This is a genomic window from Stenotrophomonas sp. YJH_SMC_94-11, assembly GCF_059370435.1.
Genome location: NZ_JCAFTR010000002.1, coordinates 71,409 through 89,737 on the forward strand (window position 1 = coordinate 71,409; position 18,329 = coordinate 89,737).

An 18,329-nucleotide genomic window follows, 5' to 3' on the forward strand; every position below is an offset into this window, starting at 1 on the left:
CGACTGTCAGTCGACTGCGCGCGCAGTGTGGGGGTTTCGGTGGCCGGCGAAGAGCAGTCGACTGACAGTCGACTCTACATGCGCAGCCTCCGTTATCATCCCCGCATGACGTCTGCTACCCATCCGCGCCCGATCCGGCCGTTGCCGGAGATCCTCATCAACCAGATCGCTGCCGGCGAAGTGGTCGAACGGCCCGCGTCGGTGGTCAAGGAACTGGTCGAGAACGCGATCGATGCCGGTGCCAGCCGTGTCGACATCGACCTGGAAGAAGGCGGTGTACGCCTGATCCGCATCCGCGACAACGGAAGCGGCATCGCGCCAGAACAGTTGCCCCTGGCGGTGTCGCGCCATGCCACCAGCAAGATCGCCGATCTTGACGATCTCGAATCGGTGGCCACGCTCGGTTTCCGTGGAGAAGCGCTGCCGTCGATCGCATCGGTCAGCCGCTTCACCCTGTGCTCGCGGCGCGCGCACGACGAGCACGGTTCGGCACTGCAGATCGAAGGCGGCAAGATCGGCGAGGTGACCCCGCGCGCGCATGCGCCGGGCACCACGGTGGAAGTGCGCGAGTTGTTCTACAACGTGCCGGCGCGGCGCAAGTTCCTGCGCGCCGAGCGTACCGAACTGGGCCATATCGAAGAGTGGCTGCGTTCGCTGGCGCTGGCACGGCCGGATGTCGAGCTGCGCGTGTCGCACAACGGCAAGGCCTCGCGGCGCTACAAGCCGGGCGATCTGTATTCCGATGCGCGCCTTGCCGAAACGCTGGGCGAGGATTTCGCCAACCAGGCCGTGCGCGTGGACCACAGCGGCGCCGGCCTGCGCCTGCATGGCTGGATTGCGCAGCCGCATTATTCGCGCGCGAGCGCCGACCAGCAGTACCTGTACGTCAACGGTCGCTCAGTGCGTGACCGCAGCGTCGCCCACGCAGTGAAGATGGCCTACGGCGACGTGCTGTATCACGGCCGCCAGCCGGCCTATGTGCTGTTCCTCGAACTGGATCCGACCCGCGTCGACGTCAACGTGCATCCGGCCAAGCACGAGGTGCGCTTCCGCGATTCGCGGCTGGTCCACGATTTCGTCTATCGCACGTTGAAGGATGCGCTGGCCGATACCCGTGCCGGCATGTCGGCGCAGGAGATCGGTGCCGGCCCCGCACATCCGGTGGACGCCGCCGCCGTCCCGACGGCATCGAGCGCTGGCGCGTCGGGGTTCGGGCTGGTGCGCGGGGCTGCGCCCGGCTCGGGAGGTGGTGGTGGCGGGTTTTCAGGCTGGCGTCCGCAGCAGCCGCTGGGCCTGCAGGTGGCCGATGCACCGGCCGCCTACGCCGCGCTGTACGCCGCGCCCGCCGGCGTCGAACGCGCAGCGGCGTTGCCGCCGATGCCGAGCGAGAACGGGTTGCCGGTGACCAGTGCCGACGCGGGTGTACCGCCACTGGGCTACGCGATCGCGCAGCTGCATGGCATCTACATCCTGGCCGAGAACGCTGAAGGCCTGATCGTGGTCGACATGCATGCGGCCCACGAACGCATCGGCTACGAGCGCCTGAAGAATGCGCACGATGGCATCGGCCTGCAGTCGCAGCCGTTGCTGGTGCCGATCACGCTGGCGGTGGGCGAGCGCGAGGCCGACACCGCCGAAAGCGAAGCCGAGACACTGGCGGCGCTCGGCTTCGAGGTGACCCGGGCCGGCCCCGGTTCGCTGCACGTGCGCAGCATTCCGGCACTGCTGGCGCATGCAGAACCGGAAGGACTGCTGCGCGACGTGCTGACCGACCTGCGCGAGCATGGCCAGAGCCGCCGCGTGGCCAGTGCACGCGACGAACTGCTGTCGACCATGGCCTGCCACGGCGCGGTGCGTGCCAACCGGCGCCTGACCGTGCCGGAAATGAACGCGCTGCTGCGCGACATGGAAATCACCGAACGGTCCGGCCAGTGCAACCACGGCCGACCGACCTGGGCCCGTTTTTCGCTGGCGGAGATCGACCGCTGGTTCCTGCGCGGACGTTGAGGGGAGCATCGATGCGTTATCGGGGAATGGCGGGCCTGCTGGCCGCCGTGGTGTTGGCCGCCTGCAGCCCGGCAACACCGCCGGCGCCGACGGCCGCTGAAGATCCGGCCTACGCGGCCGCGCAGCAGCAATGGCGTGTAGCGCGCTACCAGGACCTGACCCGGCCCGATGGCTGGACGGCCCTGGTCGGCCTGCACTGGCTGCAGAACAAATCCCATTTCGTTGGCAGCGGCGCCACCAACGGCATCCGCCTGACGGTTGGCCCGGACAGGCTGGGCCTGCTGCGTCGCGAAGGGACGCAGTGGTGGTTCACGCCTGAAGCCGGTGTCGATGTCAGCCACGACGGCCAGCCGGTGCGTGGCCGCATCCGCGTCGACACCGACAAGGACGCGCAGCCGACGCTGCTGGCCTTCGATGGCGGCAAGGGCCAGCTCAGCATCATCCGCCGGGGGCCACGGGACGCGCTGCGGGTCAAGCATGCCGAGGCACCTGCGCGGCGTGATTTCGCAGGCCTGCAGTACTGGCCGGGCGGCGCGGACTGGCAGGTGCAGGCGCGCTTCATCGCGCATCCGCCGGGCAAGACCTTGCCGATCATCGACATCACTGGCTTGACCACCGAGATGCCCAATGCCGGTGCGGTGGAGTTCGAACGTGATGGCCGCAGCTGGCGCCTGGAGGCCATCGGTGCGCCCGGGCAGCCACTGTTCCTGATCTTTGCCGACCGCACCAGCGGCCGCGGCAGCTATCCGGCCGGGCGCTATCTGGATACCGATGCCCCCGCTGCAGACGGCACGGTGCGCATCGATTTCAACCACGCCTACAACCCACCGTGCGCGTTCACCGCCTACGCGACCTGCCCGCTGGCGCCGCCGGAAAACCGGTTGGACCTGCGCGTGGAAGCGGGCGAGAAGGCCTACCACCTGCCTGAAGGAGAAGGCTGACCATGCCGATCAAACACCTGTTCCGTACCGCGCTGTTGCTGGCGGCCTGCGCAGTGGCGCCACTGGCCACGGCCCGCGATGGCCAGGCCAGCCCTGCTGCGGCCGCGGCCGCGGCCGCAACCGCGGCCAAGCCGCCGGTACCCCTGTTGTGGAAAGTCACCGGCCCGGGCGATGCACGCGTGTACCTGCTGGGATCGTTCCATCTGCTGAAGCCACAGGACTACCCGCTGTCGCCCGACGTCGAGCAGGCGTTCGAAGCCTCGCAGCGGGTGGTGTTCGAACTGTCGCCGGAAGACATGCAATCGCCCCAGCTGGCCAGCCGCATGGTGCAGGCTGCGACCCGCACCGATGGCAGCGAGCTGAAGCGTGATCTGGATGCGGCCACCTGGCAGAAGCTGCAGGCTTTTGCTGCCCAGAACCAGTTGCCGCTGGCGCAGATGCAGGGCATGAAGCCCTGGTTCGTCGGCCTGAGCATTTCGATCGGGCAGATGCAGAAGCTGGGCCTGGACCCGGCGCTGGGCCTGGACCGCCACTTCATGGAACGCGCGCAGAAGAGCGGCCGGAAGACTGCGGGACTGGAAGATATCGATACCCAGATCGGCATGCTGGACGGGATGACGGTGCAGGAGCAGCGGCAGATGCTGGCCGAAGCACTGGACCAGGCCGGCAAGGCAGATGAGCAGGCGCGGCTGCTGCATGATGCATGGCGTCGCGGCGACGATCGCCTGCTGTGGACCAAGATGGCGGCAGAGATGCGCCAGCAGTATCCGCAGCTGTACCAGCGCATCAACACCGGTCGCAACGATGCCTGGGTGCCGAAGCTGCAGCCGTACCTGCAGGCCGGGCAGGGCGGTACGCTGGTGGTGGTCGGCACGCTGCACCTGCTGGGCAGTGATGGCGTGGTCGAGAAGCTGAGGGCGAAGGGCTACAAGGTCGATCGCGTGTGCACGGGGTGCAAGGCCAAACGCTGACGCACCGCTGGAGCGATGCCAAACAAGACGGCGCGCCAGGGGCGCGCCGTTTTCGTATCAGCCGTTGCTGCAGCTCAGCGGCGGGTCTTGCCGCCGGTGCCGGTACCGGTGCCGGGTTCGCCGGGCTTGTTGCCGGTTCCCGTTCCGGTGCCGCCCGGGCGCGGGCCACCGAAGCCGCTGCCCATGCTGCGCTGGAATTCCTGCCACAGCTCCAGGTTGCGCTCGGTCAGCTGGTTCATCATCGCCCACGGGGTCTGGCCCAGCAGGTTGCCCATCTGCTGGCGGAACTGCTGCTGCTGGTCGAGGAAGACCTGCATGCTGCGCTCCAGGTAGTTGCCCATGAAGCCCTGCAGGGAATCGCCGTAGAAGCGGATCAGCTGGCTCAGCAGCTGGGTCGACAGCATCGGTTCGCCGTCCTGTTCCTGGTCGGCGATGATCTGCAGCAGGACCGAACGGGTGAGGTCGTCGCCGCTCTTGGCGTCGCGGACTTCGAAGTCTTCGCCGTCCAGGATCAGCTGGCGCACGTCCTCGATGGTGATGTAGCTGGAGATCTCGGTGTCGTAGAGACGGCGGTTCGGATACTTCTTGATGATGCGGGTCGCAGCCATGAAGCGGTACTCGTCACAGTAGACGCGCAGCATGGCGCAGTGCAGCAGCGGTTGCAACCGCCCCAGCCCCCGCCAGGCTTGGCTTTCAGGGGCGATCATGTTGCGCAGCAAGGGTTTGCGTGCTGCGCAGCATGACCATCGGCAGGGGCCGTCAGCGCATGCCGCAGCGGCCCCTGCGCGGCTTACCAGCCCATGTGGTGGCCGCCGTTGATGTCCAGGTTGCTACCGGTGATCCACGAGGCTTCCTCGGCCACCAGGAAGGACACGCCATAGGCGATTTCCTCCGGCTTGCCGAGGCGCCCGGTGGGGATGTCGGCGATGATCTTGGCGCGCACGTCCTCCGGAACCGCCATCACCATGTCAGTGGCGACGTAGCCGGGCGAAATGGTGTTCACGGTGATGCCGAAGCCGGCGTTCTCGCGGGCCAGCGAAATGGTGAAGCCATGCATGCCGGCCTTGGCCGCGGCGTAGTTGGCCTGGCCGTACTGGCCCTTCAGGCCGTTGATCGAGCTGATCTGGATGACCCGGCCCCAGCCGCGGCGCCGCATGCCTTCGATGACCGGACGGGTGACGTTGAACACCGAATTGAGGTTGGTGTTGATCACATCGTGCCACTGGTCCGCGCGCATGCGGTGGAACGTCGTGTCGCGGGTGATGCCGGCATTGTTGACCAGGATCTCGACCGGGCCCAGCTCGGCCTCGACCGCACGCACCAGCGCCTCGGCGCTGCCTGGATCGGAGACATCGCCCGGGAAGATCGACACGCTGTAGCCGCGCTCGGTCATCGCCTGCTGCCATGCGCGGGCCTTGTCCTCGTCGCGGTAATTGGTGGCGACCCGGTGGCCCTGGTCGGCCAGGCGTTGGCAGATGGCGGTACCGATGCCGCCGGTTCCGCCGGTGACCAGTGCGACGCGAGATGTCATGGAATGCTGTCCGGGAATCAGGTGGGGGAAGGGGGGATTCTGCAACATCGGCGCGGAAAGTGCGCCGGCCGGCAACAGGATGTCGGTCCGCGGCAGTCGGGCCGGGTCGAATGCCCGTTGCGCAGTGTGCAGCAGCGCATCCCGGTCATCGGCGCCGTCCAGTGCGGCAGGGGCCTGGCCCAGCAGCTGCCAGAGTGCGCGCAGTACCGGCACCGGCCGTGTACTGTCCACCGGCAGCGACGCCAGCGACTTGGACAGTTTGTGGCCGGGGGCGTCTAGCAGCAGCGGCAGGTGCCAGTAGCGCGGCACGGCCAGGCCCAGCGCCTGCTGCAGCAGGATCTGCCGCGCGGTGGAATCGAGCAGATCGGCGCCGCGCACCACTTCGGTCACCCCCTGCGCGGCGTCGTCGACCACCACCGCGAGCTGGTAGGCCCAGCAGCCGTCGGCACGGCGCAGCACGAAGTCGCCGACTTCGGCATGTACGTCCTGCTGCTGCGGGCCACGCAGGCCATCGTCGAAGCGGACCAGGTTGCCGGGCGGTACGCGGAAGCGGACGGCAGGATCCGGTCGCGGCTGCCGCGCAACGCAGCGGTGGTGGATGCCGCCGCTGGCAGCCAGTTCGCTGCGGCTGCAGTGGCAGATGAAAGCCTGGTCGCTGGCCAGCAACACGTCCAGCGCGGCCTGGTAGGCCTCGCCTCGAGCGCTCTGCCACAGGACCGGGCCGTCGTGGACCAGGCCGAACGCAGCCAGTGCCTGCAGCTGTGACTGCGCGGCGCCGGGTACGGTACGCGGCGGGTCAACGTCTTCGATGCGCAGCCGCCACAGGCCGCCGTGGTGGCGGGCCAGCAGCCAGCTGCCGAAGGCGGCAAGCAGGGATCCGGGGTGGAGCAGGCCGGTCGGCGAGGGCGCGAAGCGGCCGCAGGGAACAATGGCGGTCATGCAGGCTGAATCGTCGGTCAGGTTGGCGCTTGAATTCAAGCTGAGCGCACCGCAAATTGACGGATATCGACCCCTTCCGAGCCGGATTTTCCCATGTTCACCCGTATTGCCCTGTTCCTGGCGACCAACCTCGCGGTCCTGATCCTGGCCGGCATCGTCATGTCGATCCTGGGCGTGGACGCGCGTTCGATGAGCGGCCTGCTGGTGATGGCCGGCATCTTCGGTTTCGGTGGCTCCTTCATCTCGCTGCTGCTGTCCAAGTGGATGGCCAAGCGCTCCACCGGTGCGGTGGTGATCACTGAGCCGCGCAACCAGACCGAGCGCTGGCTGCTGGCCACGGTCGAGCGCCAGGCCAAGGCCGCCGGCATCGGCATGCCGGAAGTGGCGGTCTATGACGGCCCGGAGATCAATGCCTTCGCCACCGGCGCCAACCGCAACAACGCGCTGGTGGCGGTGTCCACCGGCCTGCTGCACAACATGAGCGAGGACGAGGCTGAAGCGGTGCTGGGCCACGAGATCGCCCACGTCGCCAATGGTGACATGATCACCATGGCGCTGCTGCAGGGCGTGCTGAACACCTTCGTGATCGTGCTGGCCCGCGTGGTCGGCGGCATCATCGACAGCGCGCTGTCGGGCAACCGCGAAGGCGGCGGCCGTGGCTTCGCTTACTACATCATCGTGTTCGTGCTGGAGATGGTGTTCGGCCTGTTCGCCACGATGATCTCGATGTGGTTCTCACGCCACCGCGAGTTCCGCGCCGACGCCGGCGGTGCCTCGCTGGCCGGTCGCCAGAAGATGATCGCTGCGCTGGAGCGGCTGCAGCTCAACCACGGCCAGAGCACGTTGCCGACCCAGATTGCCGCCTTCGGCATTTCCGGTTCGACGGCGAAGAAGCTGTTCATGAGCCACCCGCCGCTGGAAGAGCGCATCGCCGCGCTGCGGGCGTCGACGGCGGCGTAAGCTTCTGCTTTCAAGGTAGTGCAGGAACGCCTGGCCTCGCGCCGGGCGTTTTTGTATGTGCGCGCACGCATTGGTGGTGCCGGGATCATTTCCGCGACCGCGGAGGGGTGTCACTTTCTTTGCGCGCAAAGAAAGTAACCAAAGAAACGCTCCGCCGGCCGCGAGCCGACGTGCTGCGCACGCCGGTGCCCTGCGCTTCTCGGCGAATCAGGGGACGGCGCCGAACTCGCTGCGCTCAAACACCGGCGCCTCTTCGCCCCTGATTCCCCTGCGATGCTCGGCTCGCTCAAGGCGGACTGGAAGGTCAAGATCAAGAGCAACAGCATCCACGCGTAGCATGGATCAACCGGGTGCCGTTGTGGCATTTGACCTTGGGTCCGCCTTGAGCGAGCTGAGCACCGCAGGTCCGGCGAGGGCGAAGAGGTGCGGGTGTCTGAGCGCAGCGAGTTCCCGCACCGCCCCTCGACGGGCCGAGGAGCGCAGGGTACCGATGCGCAGCATCGGCTCGCGCCCCGGCGGCGTGTTTCTTTGGTTACTTTCTTTGCACGAGCAAAGAAAGTGACACCCCTCCGCGGTCGCCGAAACGACTCTCGCCAGGTCGTACCCGGCGCCACCAATGCATCGGCGCGCAAACGAAAACGGCACCCTCGCAGGCGCCGTCTCCATGAACCGCTTTACACGGAATCTCAGAACTTCGCGTCGAACTCCGCCGCGTAACCGGTGTTGACCAGTACCTTCTGCAGCGACTCGGCCACCTTCAGGTTGCCGGCCACGATCTGGTGGGTTTCCGGGCCACGGTTGTCCATGCGGCCCAGGGTCGCGCCCTTGAAGTCACAGACCTTGCCGCCCGCCTCGCGGACCAGCAGCAGGCCGGCGGCGATGTCCCACGCCTTCACGCCGGCTTCGAAGTAGGCATCGGCACGGCCGCAGGCCACGTAGGCCAGGTCCAGTGCCGCCGAACCGGTGCGGCGGATGTCCTCACCGTGCACCAGCAGGGCGTCGACCGCCTTCAGCTGGGCGCTGGCGCGGCTGCGCTCGCGCGGGGCGAAACCGGTGTGGATCATCGTGCCTTCCAGGTCCTTGCGGTCGGCCACGCGGATGCGGCGGTCGTTCAGCACGGCGCCGGCACCCCGGCTGGCGGTGAACAGTTCATTGCGCAGCGGGTCGAAGATGACCGCATCGGTCGGCTCGCCGTTCTCGACCAGCGCGATCGACACGCAGTAGTGCGGCACGCCACGCAGGTAGTTGCTGGTGCCGTCCAGCGGGTCGATGACCCACATCTGGCGGCGCTCGCCCTGCACGCCACCTTCTTCACCGAAGATGCCGTAGTCCGGGTAGGCGCGCTTGAGTTCCTTGACGATGACCTTTTCCGCGTCCGCATCCACTTCGCTGGCGTAGTCCATCCGGCCCTTCTGCACCACGTTCAGTGCCTCGAGCTTGTTGATGTTGCGCAACAGGACGTTGCCGGCGAGGCGGGCGGCCTTGACCATGACGGTGACGGCGGGTTTCTGCATGGCGTGGGCTCCCGGAAAGGCAGAAGAGATGGACTGGCGGGGGAAAAGAGCGGGTCCGGCGCAGTGGCCGGCCGCACAGTTTACCATTGGTCATCGTCCAGCTCGACCTTTTCCCTGTTCATGTCCCAGTTTCCCGCCGCCACCCGCCTCCGATTCGTCCTGGTCGGTACCCAGCACCCCGGCAACATGGGCGCCGCCGCCCGTGCCCTGAAGACCATGGGCCTGGCCCGCCTGGTGCTGGTCGCCCCCGAGAAACCGCTGGACGAGGAGGCCTTCCGCCGCTCTGCCGGTGCCGAAGATGTGCTGGGGGACGCCCCGGTGGTCGCCACCCTGGCCGAGGCCGTGGCCGATTGCCGCTTGGTGCTGGGCTGCACCGCGCGTGCCCGCCGCGTGCAGCTGGAGGAGTACCTGCCGGCCGATGCCGCCGCTCGTGCGGTGGCCAAGGCGGGAGAGGGCGCCGAGGTGGCGCTGGTGTTCGGCCGTGAGCGCACTGGCCTGACCAACGAAGAACTGCAGCTCTGCCACGCGGCGGTGCACATCCCGTCCGATCCGGCGTTCAGCTCGCTCAACCTGGCGGCCGCCGTGCAGGTGCTGGCCTATGAGACACGCATGCAGCTGCTGGGCGCGCAGCCGGCCGCGGACGCCGAGCCCGGTTTCCGCGAACAGGCAGCAAGCCATGAACAGATGGAGAGTTTCTTCGCCCAGCTTGGCGACACCCTGGACGAGATCGATTTCCACAAGGGCCGCGCGCCGGAATCGGCGATGCGCAAGCTGCGCCGGCTGTTCCTGCGCAGCGAGCCGAGCGAGCAGGAAGTGCGCCTGTTGCGCGGCATCCTTGCCGACACCCAGCGGATGGCGCGGCTGGCACAGGCGGGCAACAAGGACGGCTGACGACGTTCTCATTTTTTCGGGTAGTCTGTCCGGATACCCAGGGGGGGGATGAAGCCTGTGTCGGGTCTGCGAAGGGCAGTGCAGAGGGGACTGCTGAGCCTGGTCATGATCCTGCTGGCCGGGACGGTACATGCGGCAGCGGACGGGGTGCTGGTGCTGGGCCGGATCAGCGATGATCCCAAGGCCCATTACGAGCAGCTGCAACCGTTGCTGGACTATGTGGTGGCACGCATGCACGACGTCGGCATCACCGAAGGGCGGATCCTGATGGCACGCGACCCGCAGCAGATGGCCAGCTATCTGCGGCGGGGGCGGGTCGACTGGGTCACGGAAACGTCGGGTACGGCGGTGGCACTGGGCCAGCGCAGTGGCGCGCGGCCGCTGCTGCTGACCGAGCGCAATGGCGTGCGTGAGTACCAGACCGTGTTCTTCGTGCGTCGCGACAGTCCGATCCAGCGGATCCAGGACCTGCGCGGGCATCGCCTGGCGCTGCAGAACACGGCGTCCACCAGTGCCTACCTGGTGCCGGTGATGACGCTGCTGCAGGAGGGGCTGGCGCCGCAGATCCTGGCCGGTGTGTGGGACGTGCCGGGCCGGGACAGCGTGGGGTACGTGTTCGCACGTAGCGAGTTGAACATCGCCACGTTCGTGCACAAGGGCATGGTCGAAGTGGGGGCGGTGAGCAGCGTGGACTGGAATGACGAGCGACGGATGCCGACGGCATTCCGGCGCGACTTTCGCGAACTGCTGCGCACCGAACCCTACCCACGGGCGGTGGAAATGGTTCGCGCCGACCTTGACCCGCGGGTACGTGACCGGCTGCAGGACGTCCTGCTGCGGGCGGCCAGCGACCCGCAGGCACAGGGGGCGCTGCATCGGTTTTTCGGCACTTCCGGTTTCCACCGCGTCGATGCGCATGCGCAGCAGCGGCTGGATGAATTGAAACAAGGATTGACGCGCGTGCGGATGGAAGTGGAATGAAGTGGCTCGGCTCGGGAATGCAGGCCCGGTTCCTGCTCGCGATGGGCGGGGCGATGGTCGTGGTGGTGGCGATCCTGGCGGTGTTGCTGGGGCGGCAGGCGGCGATGCAGGGCGAGGTGCGCAACCTCAGTGGTGGCGTCATCCATGAACTGTTCGACCGCAGCGTGCGCAGCCGCGGCGAAGCGATGGCGCGCGAGCTGTCCGACGCGCTGGCCAACCCGCTGTACTACCGCGACCTGGACCAGGTCGGTGCGCTGGTGCGCAGCACCGCACGGCAGCCGGTCGTGCGCTATGTGCTGGTGTTCGACGAACGTGGCCGGCTGGTGCACGACGGCTCGATCGAGGTGTCCGGCTTCGGCCAGCCGATGACCGACCCGCTGGCCCCCAAGGCCGCGGTGGCGCAGGCGCTGGTGGTGCAGGAATCGCCCAAGGTACTCGACAACACCATGCCGATCATGGTCGGCAACCAGCGCATCGGCGGCGTCCGCGTCGGCATGGCGCTGGACGAGGTGCAGCAGCGCGAACAGGCCGCCAATGCCACGCTGGGCGAGCGCCTGCAGCAGGTCGGCAGCCGCCACCTGGGCTGGCTGCTGCTGATGCTGGGCCTGCTGGTGGTGATCGGCGTGGTGGTGATCCTGTACGTGCAGCGCACCCTGGTGGCGCCGATCCGGGACCTGGCCGCTGCGGCGCGCCGCATCGAGGCTGGTGACTACCAGGCGCCGCTGGCCGAGAACACCCGCGACGACGAAGTCGGCGAGCTGGTGCGCGGCTTCGCCCGCATGCGCGATGCCATCGCCCGCCATGATCGCGAGGTGCGGCGCATGGCCTATACCGATGCACTGACCGGGCTGACCAACCGGTTGGCATTCCGGGAAGCGCTGGACCATCGCCTGATGGCCGCGCGCGCATCCAATCATCGGCTGGGCCTGCTGTTTGCCGATATCGACGATTTCAAGCGCGTCAACGACACCCTGGGCCATGAGGCCGGTGACGAAGCGCTGTTGCAGTTCGCGCAGCGCATCGGCAGTGCGGTTACCGAGGCCGGTGGCGATGAAGCCCTGCTGGCCCGCTTTGGTGGCGACGAGTTCGTGATCCTGGTCGGTGATGGCGACGTGGCGGCCAACGCACGGCTGCTGGCCGAAGTGCTGGTACGCGAGCTGGGCAAGCCGCTGGTGGTGCAGGGCCGGGAACTGTTCCTGGGCACTTCGATCGGCGTGACCCTGTTCCCGGATGATGCCGCCGATGCGACCACGCTGCTGAAGAACGGCGACATCGCCATGTACCAGGCCAAGATGGCCGGCAAGAACTGCTACCGCTATTACAGCCGTGCGATGGACCACGCGGTCGAGCGCCGCGTGCACATGGAGCAGGAGCTGCGCGGGGCCTGGGAGCGCGGCGAGCTGCGCCTGGCCTACCAGCCGATCTTCCGCATGCGCGATCGCCGCATGGTCGGCGTGGAAGTGCTGCTGCGCTGGCAGCATCCGACCTTGGGCACGATTCCGCCGTCGGTGTTCATCGAAGTGGCCGAGCAGAGCGGGCTGATCGAGCTCATCGGGCCGAAGGTGCTGCGTGCGGCCTGCATGGAAGCCTCGCAGTGGCCACGCGGGGCGGGCGGCGATGATCTGTTCGTGTCGGTGAATGTGTCGCCGCGGCAGCTGCGCGGCGGTGAACTGCCGGCATTGGTCGCGCAGTGCCTGCACGAGTCCGGGCTGCCGGCGTCGCGCCTGCACCTGGAGTTGACCGAAACCGCGGTGATCGGCGACGAAATGGTCGCCGCGCAGCTGCTGGACAAGCTGCACCGCACCGGCGTGAAGGTCTGGCTGGACGATTTCGGCACCGGCTTCTCCGGTCTCAGCCATCTTCGGCAGGTACCGGTGGACGGCGTGAAGATCGACAAGAGCTTCGTGGCCGACATGCAGCGCGATCCCGACGATCTGGCGCTGACCACGGCGATCATCGCCATGGCCCACGCACTGGGCATCACCGTGGTGGCCGAGGGCATCGAGCAGCAGGCGCAGTTCGAACTGCTGGTGCAGCGCGGCTGCGATCTTGGCCAGGGCTACTGGCTGAGCCACCCGGTGACCGCCACCGAAGTGGTGCGGATGATCGAATCGGGCCTCTGACCTGCTGCCGTTGTCCTGGGGTCAGATCCCTTTTCCGCAGGAAAAGGGATCTGACCCCGCCCCCGGATTACAGCGGGCGCTTGCTCGGGTCGCCCGGCAGCTCGCGCACCAGTTTCGGAATCAGATAGCCGGACAGGCGTGCGGTCAGGCCGGCAATCAGCGCCTTGGCCTGGGCATCATCCACTTCGAAGTGGGCCACGCCTTCGACCCGGTCCAGCTGGTGCAGGTAGTAGGGCAGCACGCCAGCGGCGAAGCTGCGCTCGCTCAGGTCCTGCAGGGCCTGCACGCTGTCGTTGACCCCGCGCAGCAGTACCGCCTGGTTCAGCAGCTGGGCGCCGACGCCGCGCAGGCGGGCCATCGCCGCGTCCACACTGGCGTCGAATTCATTGGCGTGATTGGCGTGGACCACGATCGCCAGCGGCCATGGCAGGCTGCCCAGCCAGCACACCAGTTCATCGTCCACGCGTTCCGGCAGCACGATCGGCAGCCGGGTATGGATGCGCAGGCGGCGGATATGCGGAATCGCGCGCAGGGCGTCGGTCAGCTCGACCAGCTTGTGCGTGGCCAGTGACAACGGGTCACCGCCGGACAGGATCACCTCATCGATGTCCGGGTCGGCCGCGATGGCGGCTACGGCCTCCTGCCAGCCGCCCTTGGCAGCGTTTTCCGCGGCATAGTCGAAGTGGCGGCGGAAGCAGTAGCGGCAGTTGATCGCGCAGCTGCCGGTGGCGACCAGCAGGGCACGGCCACGGTACTTCTGGATCACCCCGGTAGCCTTCTTGGCGGCACCATCGCCCACCGCGTCGAAGCTGAACCCGGGCGCCGGGCGCATTTCCTCGTCGATCGGCAGCACCTGGCGCAGCAGCGGGTCGGCCGCATCGCCCACGCGCATGCGGGCCACGAAGCCCTCGGGCACGCGCAATGCGAACTGGTCCATGGCCGCCTCCGAGACACCCAGCGCCGCCGGGTCCAGCTGCAGCCGGGCCAGCAGGGCGTGCGGGTCGCGCAGCGCCTGGCGCCAGAGCTGCTGCCAGCGCGCGGGCGCGCCTGGCGACTGGGGCCGGGGGAAGGCGGAAAGCTGCATGGAGAGGGGGCCTGCGGTTATCATGGGGGCAGAAAAACAGTCGCCCACCGGCATCCGGTGGGCTTTCCATTCTAACGGCTCGCCGCACCCGCGGCGTTTCTGCCACTCAGGAGTTTACGCATGGCCAGCTACGGCATGAACGACGTCAAGAACGGGATGAAGATCCTGGTCAACAACCAACCGGCCGTCATCATCGACACCGAATACGTCAAGCCGGGCAAGGGCCAGGCCTTCACCCGCGTGAAGTACCGCCTGATCAAGGACGGCCGTACCCAGGAAGTGACCATGAAGTCGACCGACTCGCTGGATGCAGCCGACGTCGTCGATACCGACATGAACTTCATGTACAGCGACGGCGAGTACTGGCACTTCATGGACCCGGAGTCCTTCGAACAGGTCCAGGCCACCAAGGCCGGCATGGGCGGCGCCGAGAAGTGGCTGAAGGGCGAAGAGTCCTGCGTGGTCACCCTGTGGAACGGCGAGCCGATCTTCGTTCAGCCGCCGAACTTCGTCGAACTGAAGATCACCGAAACCGATCCGGGCGTCCGTGGCGACACCTCGGGCGGCGGCGGCAAGCCGGCCACCCTGGAAACCGGTGCCGTGGTCCGCGTGCCGCTGTTCGTCAACCAGGACGAAGTGATCCGCGTTGACACCCGTTCGGGCGAATACTCCGCACGCGTCAAATAAGGTTCCGGCCGCAGGCCGACCTTGCTGTAGAGCCGAGCCATGCTCGGACACGCGCCAGCGCATTCGCGCTGGCGCTCCCATGATCTGCTTCGGCAGATCATGGGCCCCGCTTCACGGGTCTCCAGACCCCGCCGCTTCGCGGCAGCCCCTGACCCAGGGGCGTGTCCCCAGAAGTATCTCGCCGCCCCCCAGCCAGTGAGCCCGCATGAGCGATAGCCCGCACCTCCCCGAAGCCTGCGACCTGCTCATCGAAGCTGGTCATGTCGTTCCGATCGAGCCGCATGCGGTGGTGCTGGAAGACCATGCCGTTGCCGTGCGTGGCAGCGAGATCGTGGCCATCCTGCCGCGTGCCGAGGCGCGCGCACGCTTCCGTGCCGCGCAGGTGGTCAGCCGCCCCGAGTCGGCGCTGATGCCGGGCCTGGTCAACGCGCACACGCACAACCCGATGACCCTGCTGCGCGGCGTCGCCGACGACCTGCCGCTGATGACCTGGCTGCAGCAGCACATCTGGCCGGTGGAAGCGGCCGTGATCGGGCCGGAATTCGTGGCCGACGGCACCACCCTGGCCATCGCCGAGATGCTGCGCGGCGGTACCACCTGCGCCAACGAGAACTACTTCTTCGGCGACGTGCAGGCCGCGGTCTACAAGAAGCACGGTTTCCGCGCGCTGGTCGGCGCGGTCATCATCGATTTCCCCACCGCCTGGGCCAGGACCGATGACGAATACTTCGCCAAGGCTGGCGAACTGCACGACCAGTGGCGCACCGATCCGCTGATCGGGACCGCGTTCGCGCCGCATGCGCCGTACACGGTCAACGATGCCAACTTCGAGCGGGTGCGTATGCTGTCCGACCAGCTCGACATGCAGGTGCACCTGCACACTCACGAGACCGCGCAGGAGATCAACGATTCGATCAAGCTGCACGGCCAGCGCCCGCTGGCGCGGCTGGATCGCCTTGGCCTGGTCAACGACCGCCTGATCGCGGTGCACATGACCCAGCTGACCGATGCGGAAATCCACCTGTGCGCCGAACGCGGCGTCAGCGTCGTGCATTGCCCCGAATCGAACCTGAAGCTGGCCTCCGGCTTCTGCCCGGCCTGCGCCCTGCAGCGCGCCGGTGTGAACCTGGCGATCGGCACCGATGGCTGCGCCAGCAACAACGATCTGGACATGTTCAGCGAGAACCGTACCGCAGCGATCCTGGCCAAGGCCGTGGCCGATGATGCCACCGCGCTGGACGCGGCCACCACGCTGCGCGCAGCGACGCTGGGCGGTGCCCGTGCGCTGGGCTTTGCTGACCGCATCGGTTCGATCGAAGTCGGCAAGCAGGCCGACCTGGTCTGTGTCGACCTGTCGGCGCTGGAAACCCAGCCGCTGCACAACGTGCTGTCGCAGCTGGTGTATGCCACCGGCCGCCAGCAGGTCAGCGACGTCTGGATCGCCGGCAAGCCGAAGCTGGTGCAGCGCGAGCTGGTCGGCATGGACCTGCCGGGCATCATCGCCAACGCGCGCCAGTGGCGCGAGCGTATCCGTCATATCCGCGCCTGACCCCCGGCGCCGCAAGGACCCCTCATGACTGCCCCCCACGCTTCCTCCAATTTCGATCAGGCCGAGCTGGACAAGTTCGCCGCGCTGGCCAACCGCTGGTGGGATGCTGACGGCCCGCAGAAGCCGCTGCATGCGCTGAACCCGGTGCGCCTGAAGTACGTCGCCGACCGCGTGCCGTTGCGTGGCGCGCGCGTGCTCGACATCGGCTGCGGTGGCGGACTGCTGAGCGAAGCACTGGCGCAGGCCGGCGCCGACGTCACCGCCATCGACCTGGCCCCGGAACTGGTGAAGGTCGCGCGCCTGCATGCGCTGGAAAGCGGCGCCAAGGTCGACTACCGCGTGCAGGCCGCCGAGGATCTGGCCGCCGAGCAGCCGGGCAGTTTCGATGTGCTCACCTGCATGGAAATGCTCGAGCACGTGCCAGACCCGGGCGCGATCATCGACGCCTGCAAGCGCCTGCTGAAGCCGGGCGGCCACCTGTTCCTGTCGACCATCAACCGCACCGCGGCCGCCTTCGCGGTGGCGATTGTCGGCGCCGAGTACGTGGCGCGGCTGCTGCCCAGGGGCACCCACCACTACCAGGAATTCATCAAGCCGGCCGAGCTGGCGCGCTGGCTGCGCGAGGCCGACCTGCAGCTGGTGGATGTCAGCGGCATGGCCTACGAGCCGTGGCGCAACCATGCCCGCCTGAGCAGCCGCACCGACATCAACTACCTGGCCTACGCGGTCAAGCCGGCATGACCTCCGCCCGCTTCCCGCGTGCGGTGCTGTTCGACCTGGATGGCACGTTGCTGGACAGCGCGCCGGACTTCGTCGCCACCTGCAATGCGATGCTGGCCGAGCGGGGCCGGGCAGCGGTCGATCCGGCGCAGCTGCGGCCGGTGGTCTCCAAGGGCTCGCGCGCGATGGTCGGGGCCGCTTTCCCGGACCTGGATGCCGCTGCGCGCGATGCATTGATCCCGGAATTCCTGCAGCGCTACGAAGCGCTGATCGGCCAGCACGCGGTGCTGTTCGACGGCGTGGCCGGCATGCTCGCCGCGCTGGATGAGGCCGGTACGGTATGGGGCATCGTCACCAACAAGCCGGAGTACCTGGCGCGCCTGATCCTGCCGCAGCATGGTTGGCAGCAGCGATGCGCGGTGCTGGTCGGCGGTGACAGCCTGGCCGAGCGCAAGCCGCACCCGCTTCCACTGCTGCACGCTGCGCAGGCCATTGGCATGGCCGCCGAAGACTGCGTGTACGTGGGTGATGACGAGCGCGACATCATCGCTGCACGTGCTGCCGCGATGCCGTCGGTGGCGGCGCTGTGGGGCTACCGCCTGCACAGCGACGATCCGCTGGCCTGGCAGGCCGACGTGCTGGTCGAGAACGCTGAACTTCTGCAACTGGCCAGTCTCTGGCCGACCCGGCCGGCAGCCCCGGCCCAGCCGTAAGGAATCCCGTAGTGAGCAGTACCGCGCTGGACAGTTTCCTCGACAAGTGGCGCAGCCGTTGGCCGGAATGGTCGGTGGCCGCCCCGTTCGTGGCCGAACCGCAACGCGAGCTCGCAGTGGCGTGGTTTGCGCTGCTGCAGGAGTTCGACGACATGCTCAACACCAGCGGCGATCCGCTGCCCGCCGATGCCAAGCTGGCGTGGTGGGGCGAGGAGCTGCGCAGCTGGGCAGGGCATCGTTCGCGCCATCCGCTGGGCCGTCTGCTGGAGCCGGTGCGTGCGCCGTGGGTGCAACTGGCCGAAGCACTGCCGGACCTCGTTGAAGCGCGTACCGTTGCGCTGGATGCAGCCGGTGCCGAGCGTGCGCTGGCCAATTACGCCGACGCCGTGGCCGCAGTGGAAGCGGCCTTGTTTGCCGACAAGCCGCGCACCGGCGCCGGTCGTGCGGTGCAGCTGCAGACCCTGGCCCAGCGCCTGCAGGACGCCGGCGTGGCCGGTGTGCCGCGCAGCCTGTTGGATGAGGATTCCAGCACGGCCGCGCAGCGCTGGGCCCAGTACCTGTTGAAAGGATGGGGCAGCCGCGTGCCGGGTCCGCGCCCGCGGCGCGTGTGGTCGAGCCTGGCGCGCGCACGCGTTGCCGCGCAGGCCGCAGGCAAGCCAATCGAAGCCACCCCGGTGCGCACGTTGCTGCGCGTGTGGTGGGCCGCGCGCGGTTGATC

The 18,329-nt window shown here is 67.9% G+C and carries 16 protein-coding genes and 1 pseudogene; 12 read left to right on the forward strand and 5 right to left on the reverse strand.

Annotated features, from left to right (window positions below):
• Positions 1 to 105 precede the first annotated feature (105 nt).
• Genes mutL through AC5P74_RS04590 form a run of 3 tightly spaced genes read left to right on the forward strand, consistent with a single transcriptional unit; the run spans position 106 to position 3,919 of the window.
• Positions 106 to 2,007 carry a DNA mismatch repair endonuclease MutL gene (gene mutL, locus AC5P74_RS04580; RefSeq protein WP_032954348.1) on the forward strand — a complete coding sequence of 634 codons (1,902 nt, stop codon included), beginning with the start codon at positions 106 to 108 and terminating at the stop codon, positions 2,005 to 2,007.
• A gap of 11 nt (positions 2,008 to 2,018) precedes the next feature.
• Positions 2,019 to 2,948: a DUF1684 domain-containing protein gene (locus AC5P74_RS04585; RefSeq protein ID WP_495204851.1), complete on the forward strand. Its 930-nt coding sequence runs from the start codon at positions 2,019 to 2,021 to the stop codon at positions 2,946 to 2,948.
• A gap of 2 nt (positions 2,949 to 2,950) precedes the next feature.
• The gene (locus AC5P74_RS04590; protein WP_495204850.1) at positions 2,951 to 3,919 is read left to right on the forward strand and encodes a TraB/GumN family protein; all 969 of its coding nucleotides are present in this window, start codon (positions 2,951 to 2,953) and stop codon (positions 3,917 to 3,919) included.
• 74 nt (positions 3,920 to 3,993) lie between these two features.
• On the opposite strand, the gene phaR is transcribed toward AC5P74_RS04590, so the two are convergent.
• The 3 genes and pseudogenes from phaR to gluQRS form a co-directional block, all read right to left on the reverse strand.
• Entirely contained in the window at positions 3,994 to 4,527 is a 534-nt protein-coding gene (gene phaR / locus AC5P74_RS04595; protein WP_005417756.1) for a polyhydroxyalkanoate synthesis repressor PhaR, read from the reverse strand.
• A gap of 182 nt (positions 4,528 to 4,709) precedes the next feature.
• The gene (gene phbB, locus AC5P74_RS04600; RefSeq protein ID WP_005417754.1) at positions 4,710 to 5,450 is read right to left on the reverse strand and encodes an acetoacetyl-CoA reductase; all 741 of its coding nucleotides are present in this window, start codon (positions 5,448 to 5,450) and stop codon (positions 4,710 to 4,712) included.
• A gap of 24 nt (positions 5,451 to 5,474) precedes the next feature.
• Positions 5,475 to 6,389: pseudogene (gluQRS, locus tag AC5P74_RS04605) on the reverse strand (tRNA glutamyl-Q(34) synthetase GluQRS); the annotation flags it as partial.
• Positions 6,390 to 6,482: 93 nt separating this feature from the next.
• Here gluQRS and htpX point away from each other — a divergent pair.
• On the forward strand, positions 6,483 to 7,349 hold the full coding sequence (htpX, locus tag AC5P74_RS04610; RefSeq protein WP_005417751.1) for a protease HtpX: 867 nt from the start codon (positions 6,483 to 6,485) through the stop codon (positions 7,347 to 7,349).
• Positions 7,350 to 8,035: 686 nt separating this feature from the next.
• Here htpX and AC5P74_RS04615 read toward each other — a convergent pair.
• Positions 8,036 to 8,863 (reverse strand): inositol monophosphatase family protein, encoded by an 828-nt coding sequence (locus AC5P74_RS04615; RefSeq protein ID WP_005417749.1) that lies wholly within the window; start codon positions 8,861 to 8,863, stop codon positions 8,036 to 8,038.
• 120 nt (positions 8,864 to 8,983) lie between these two features.
• Between AC5P74_RS04615 and AC5P74_RS04620 the strand changes: the two genes are divergently transcribed.
• The 3 genes from AC5P74_RS04620 (at position 8,984) to AC5P74_RS04630 (ending at position 12,858) form a co-directional block, all read left to right on the forward strand.
• Positions 8,984 to 9,754 (forward strand): RNA methyltransferase, encoded by a 771-nt coding sequence (locus tag AC5P74_RS04620; RefSeq protein ID WP_065178241.1) that lies wholly within the window; start codon positions 8,984 to 8,986, stop codon positions 9,752 to 9,754.
• Between the two features lie 105 nt (positions 9,755 to 9,859).
• On the forward strand, positions 9,860 to 10,735 hold the full coding sequence (locus AC5P74_RS04625; RefSeq protein WP_346608008.1) for a phosphate/phosphite/phosphonate ABC transporter substrate-binding protein: 876 nt from the start codon (positions 9,860 to 9,862) through the stop codon (positions 10,733 to 10,735).
• The gene (locus AC5P74_RS04630; RefSeq protein WP_005417742.1) at positions 10,732 to 12,858 is read left to right on the forward strand and encodes a putative bifunctional diguanylate cyclase/phosphodiesterase; all 2,127 of its coding nucleotides are present in this window, start codon (positions 10,732 to 10,734) and stop codon (positions 12,856 to 12,858) included. Before AC5P74_RS04625 ends, AC5P74_RS04630 begins: the two co-directional genes overlap by 4 nt.
• Positions 12,859 to 12,925: 67 nt before the next feature.
• Here AC5P74_RS04630 and epmB read toward each other — a convergent pair whose 3' ends face one another.
• The gene (gene epmB / locus AC5P74_RS04635; RefSeq protein ID WP_111176194.1) at positions 12,926 to 13,966 is read right to left on the reverse strand and encodes an EF-P beta-lysylation protein EpmB; all 1,041 of its coding nucleotides are present in this window, start codon (positions 13,964 to 13,966) and stop codon (positions 12,926 to 12,928) included.
• A gap of 96 nt (positions 13,967 to 14,062) precedes the next feature.
• Here epmB and efp point away from each other — a divergent pair, with 96 nt between their 5' ends.
• The 5 genes from efp (at position 14,063) to AC5P74_RS04660 (ending at position 18,327) form a co-directional block, all read left to right on the forward strand.
• Positions 14,063 to 14,629 (forward strand): elongation factor P, encoded by a 567-nt coding sequence (efp, locus tag AC5P74_RS04640; RefSeq protein ID WP_005410381.1) that lies wholly within the window; start codon positions 14,063 to 14,065, stop codon positions 14,627 to 14,629.
• Positions 14,630 to 14,834: 205 nt separating this feature from the next.
• Positions 14,835 to 16,178: a TRZ/ATZ family hydrolase gene (locus AC5P74_RS04645; protein ID WP_053500540.1), complete on the forward strand. Its 1,344-nt coding sequence runs from the start codon at positions 14,835 to 14,837 to the stop codon at positions 16,176 to 16,178.
• A 24-nt stretch (positions 16,179 to 16,202) separates the two neighbouring features.
• Complete coding sequence (gene ubiG / locus AC5P74_RS04650; RefSeq protein WP_053500538.1) at positions 16,203 to 16,919, forward strand: bifunctional 2-polyprenyl-6-hydroxyphenol methylase/3-demethylubiquinol 3-O-methyltransferase UbiG; 717 nt, start codon at positions 16,203 to 16,205, stop codon at positions 16,917 to 16,919.
• Positions 16,916 to 17,611, forward strand: a complete 696-nt coding sequence (locus tag AC5P74_RS04655; protein WP_188248792.1) for a phosphoglycolate phosphatase — start codon at positions 16,916 to 16,918, stop codon at positions 17,609 to 17,611. Before ubiG ends, AC5P74_RS04655 begins: the two co-directional genes overlap by 4 nt.
• Before the next feature lie 11 nt (positions 17,612 to 17,622).
• Positions 17,623 to 18,327, forward strand: a complete 705-nt coding sequence (locus tag AC5P74_RS04660) for a squalene/phytoene synthase family protein (protein WP_065196619.1) — start codon at positions 17,623 to 17,625, stop codon at positions 18,325 to 18,327.
• Positions 18,328 to 18,329 lie beyond the last annotated feature (2 nt).

Coding starts and splice junctions, on each gene's coding strand:
- mutL (WP_032954348.1), top strand. CDS start 106: ATGACGTCTGCTACCCATCCGCGCCCGATCCGGCCGTTGCCGGAGATC.
- AC5P74_RS04585 (WP_495204851.1), top strand. CDS start 2,019: ATGCGTTATCGGGGAATGGCGGGCCTGCTGGCCGCCGTGGTGTTGGCC.
- AC5P74_RS04590 (WP_495204850.1), top strand. CDS start 2,951: ATGCCGATCAAACACCTGTTCCGTACCGCGCTGTTGCTGGCGGCCTGC.
- phaR (WP_005417756.1), bottom strand. CDS start 4,527: ATGGCTGCGACCCGCATCATCAAGAAGTATCCGAACCGCCGTCTCTAC.
- phbB (WP_005417754.1), bottom strand. CDS start 5,450: ATGACATCTCGCGTCGCACTGGTCACCGGCGGAACCGGCGGCATCGGT.
- htpX (WP_005417751.1), top strand. CDS start 6,483: ATGTTCACCCGTATTGCCCTGTTCCTGGCGACCAACCTCGCGGTCCTG.
- AC5P74_RS04615 (WP_005417749.1), bottom strand. CDS start 8,863: ATGCAGAAACCCGCCGTCACCGTCATGGTCAAGGCCGCCCGCCTCGCC.
- AC5P74_RS04620 (WP_065178241.1), top strand. CDS start 8,984: ATGTCCCAGTTTCCCGCCGCCACCCGCCTCCGATTCGTCCTGGTCGGT.
- AC5P74_RS04625 (WP_346608008.1), top strand. CDS start 9,860: ATGATCCTGCTGGCCGGGACGGTACATGCGGCAGCGGACGGGGTGCTG.
- AC5P74_RS04630 (WP_005417742.1), top strand. CDS start 10,732: ATGAAGTGGCTCGGCTCGGGAATGCAGGCCCGGTTCCTGCTCGCGATG.
- epmB (WP_111176194.1), bottom strand. CDS start 13,966: ATGATAACCGCAGGCCCCCTCTCCATGCAGCTTTCCGCCTTCCCCCGG.
- efp (WP_005410381.1), top strand. CDS start 14,063: ATGGCCAGCTACGGCATGAACGACGTCAAGAACGGGATGAAGATCCTG.
- AC5P74_RS04645 (WP_053500540.1), top strand. CDS start 14,835: ATGAGCGATAGCCCGCACCTCCCCGAAGCCTGCGACCTGCTCATCGAA.
- ubiG (WP_053500538.1), top strand. CDS start 16,203: ATGACTGCCCCCCACGCTTCCTCCAATTTCGATCAGGCCGAGCTGGAC.
- AC5P74_RS04655 (WP_188248792.1), top strand. CDS start 16,916: ATGACCTCCGCCCGCTTCCCGCGTGCGGTGCTGTTCGACCTGGATGGC.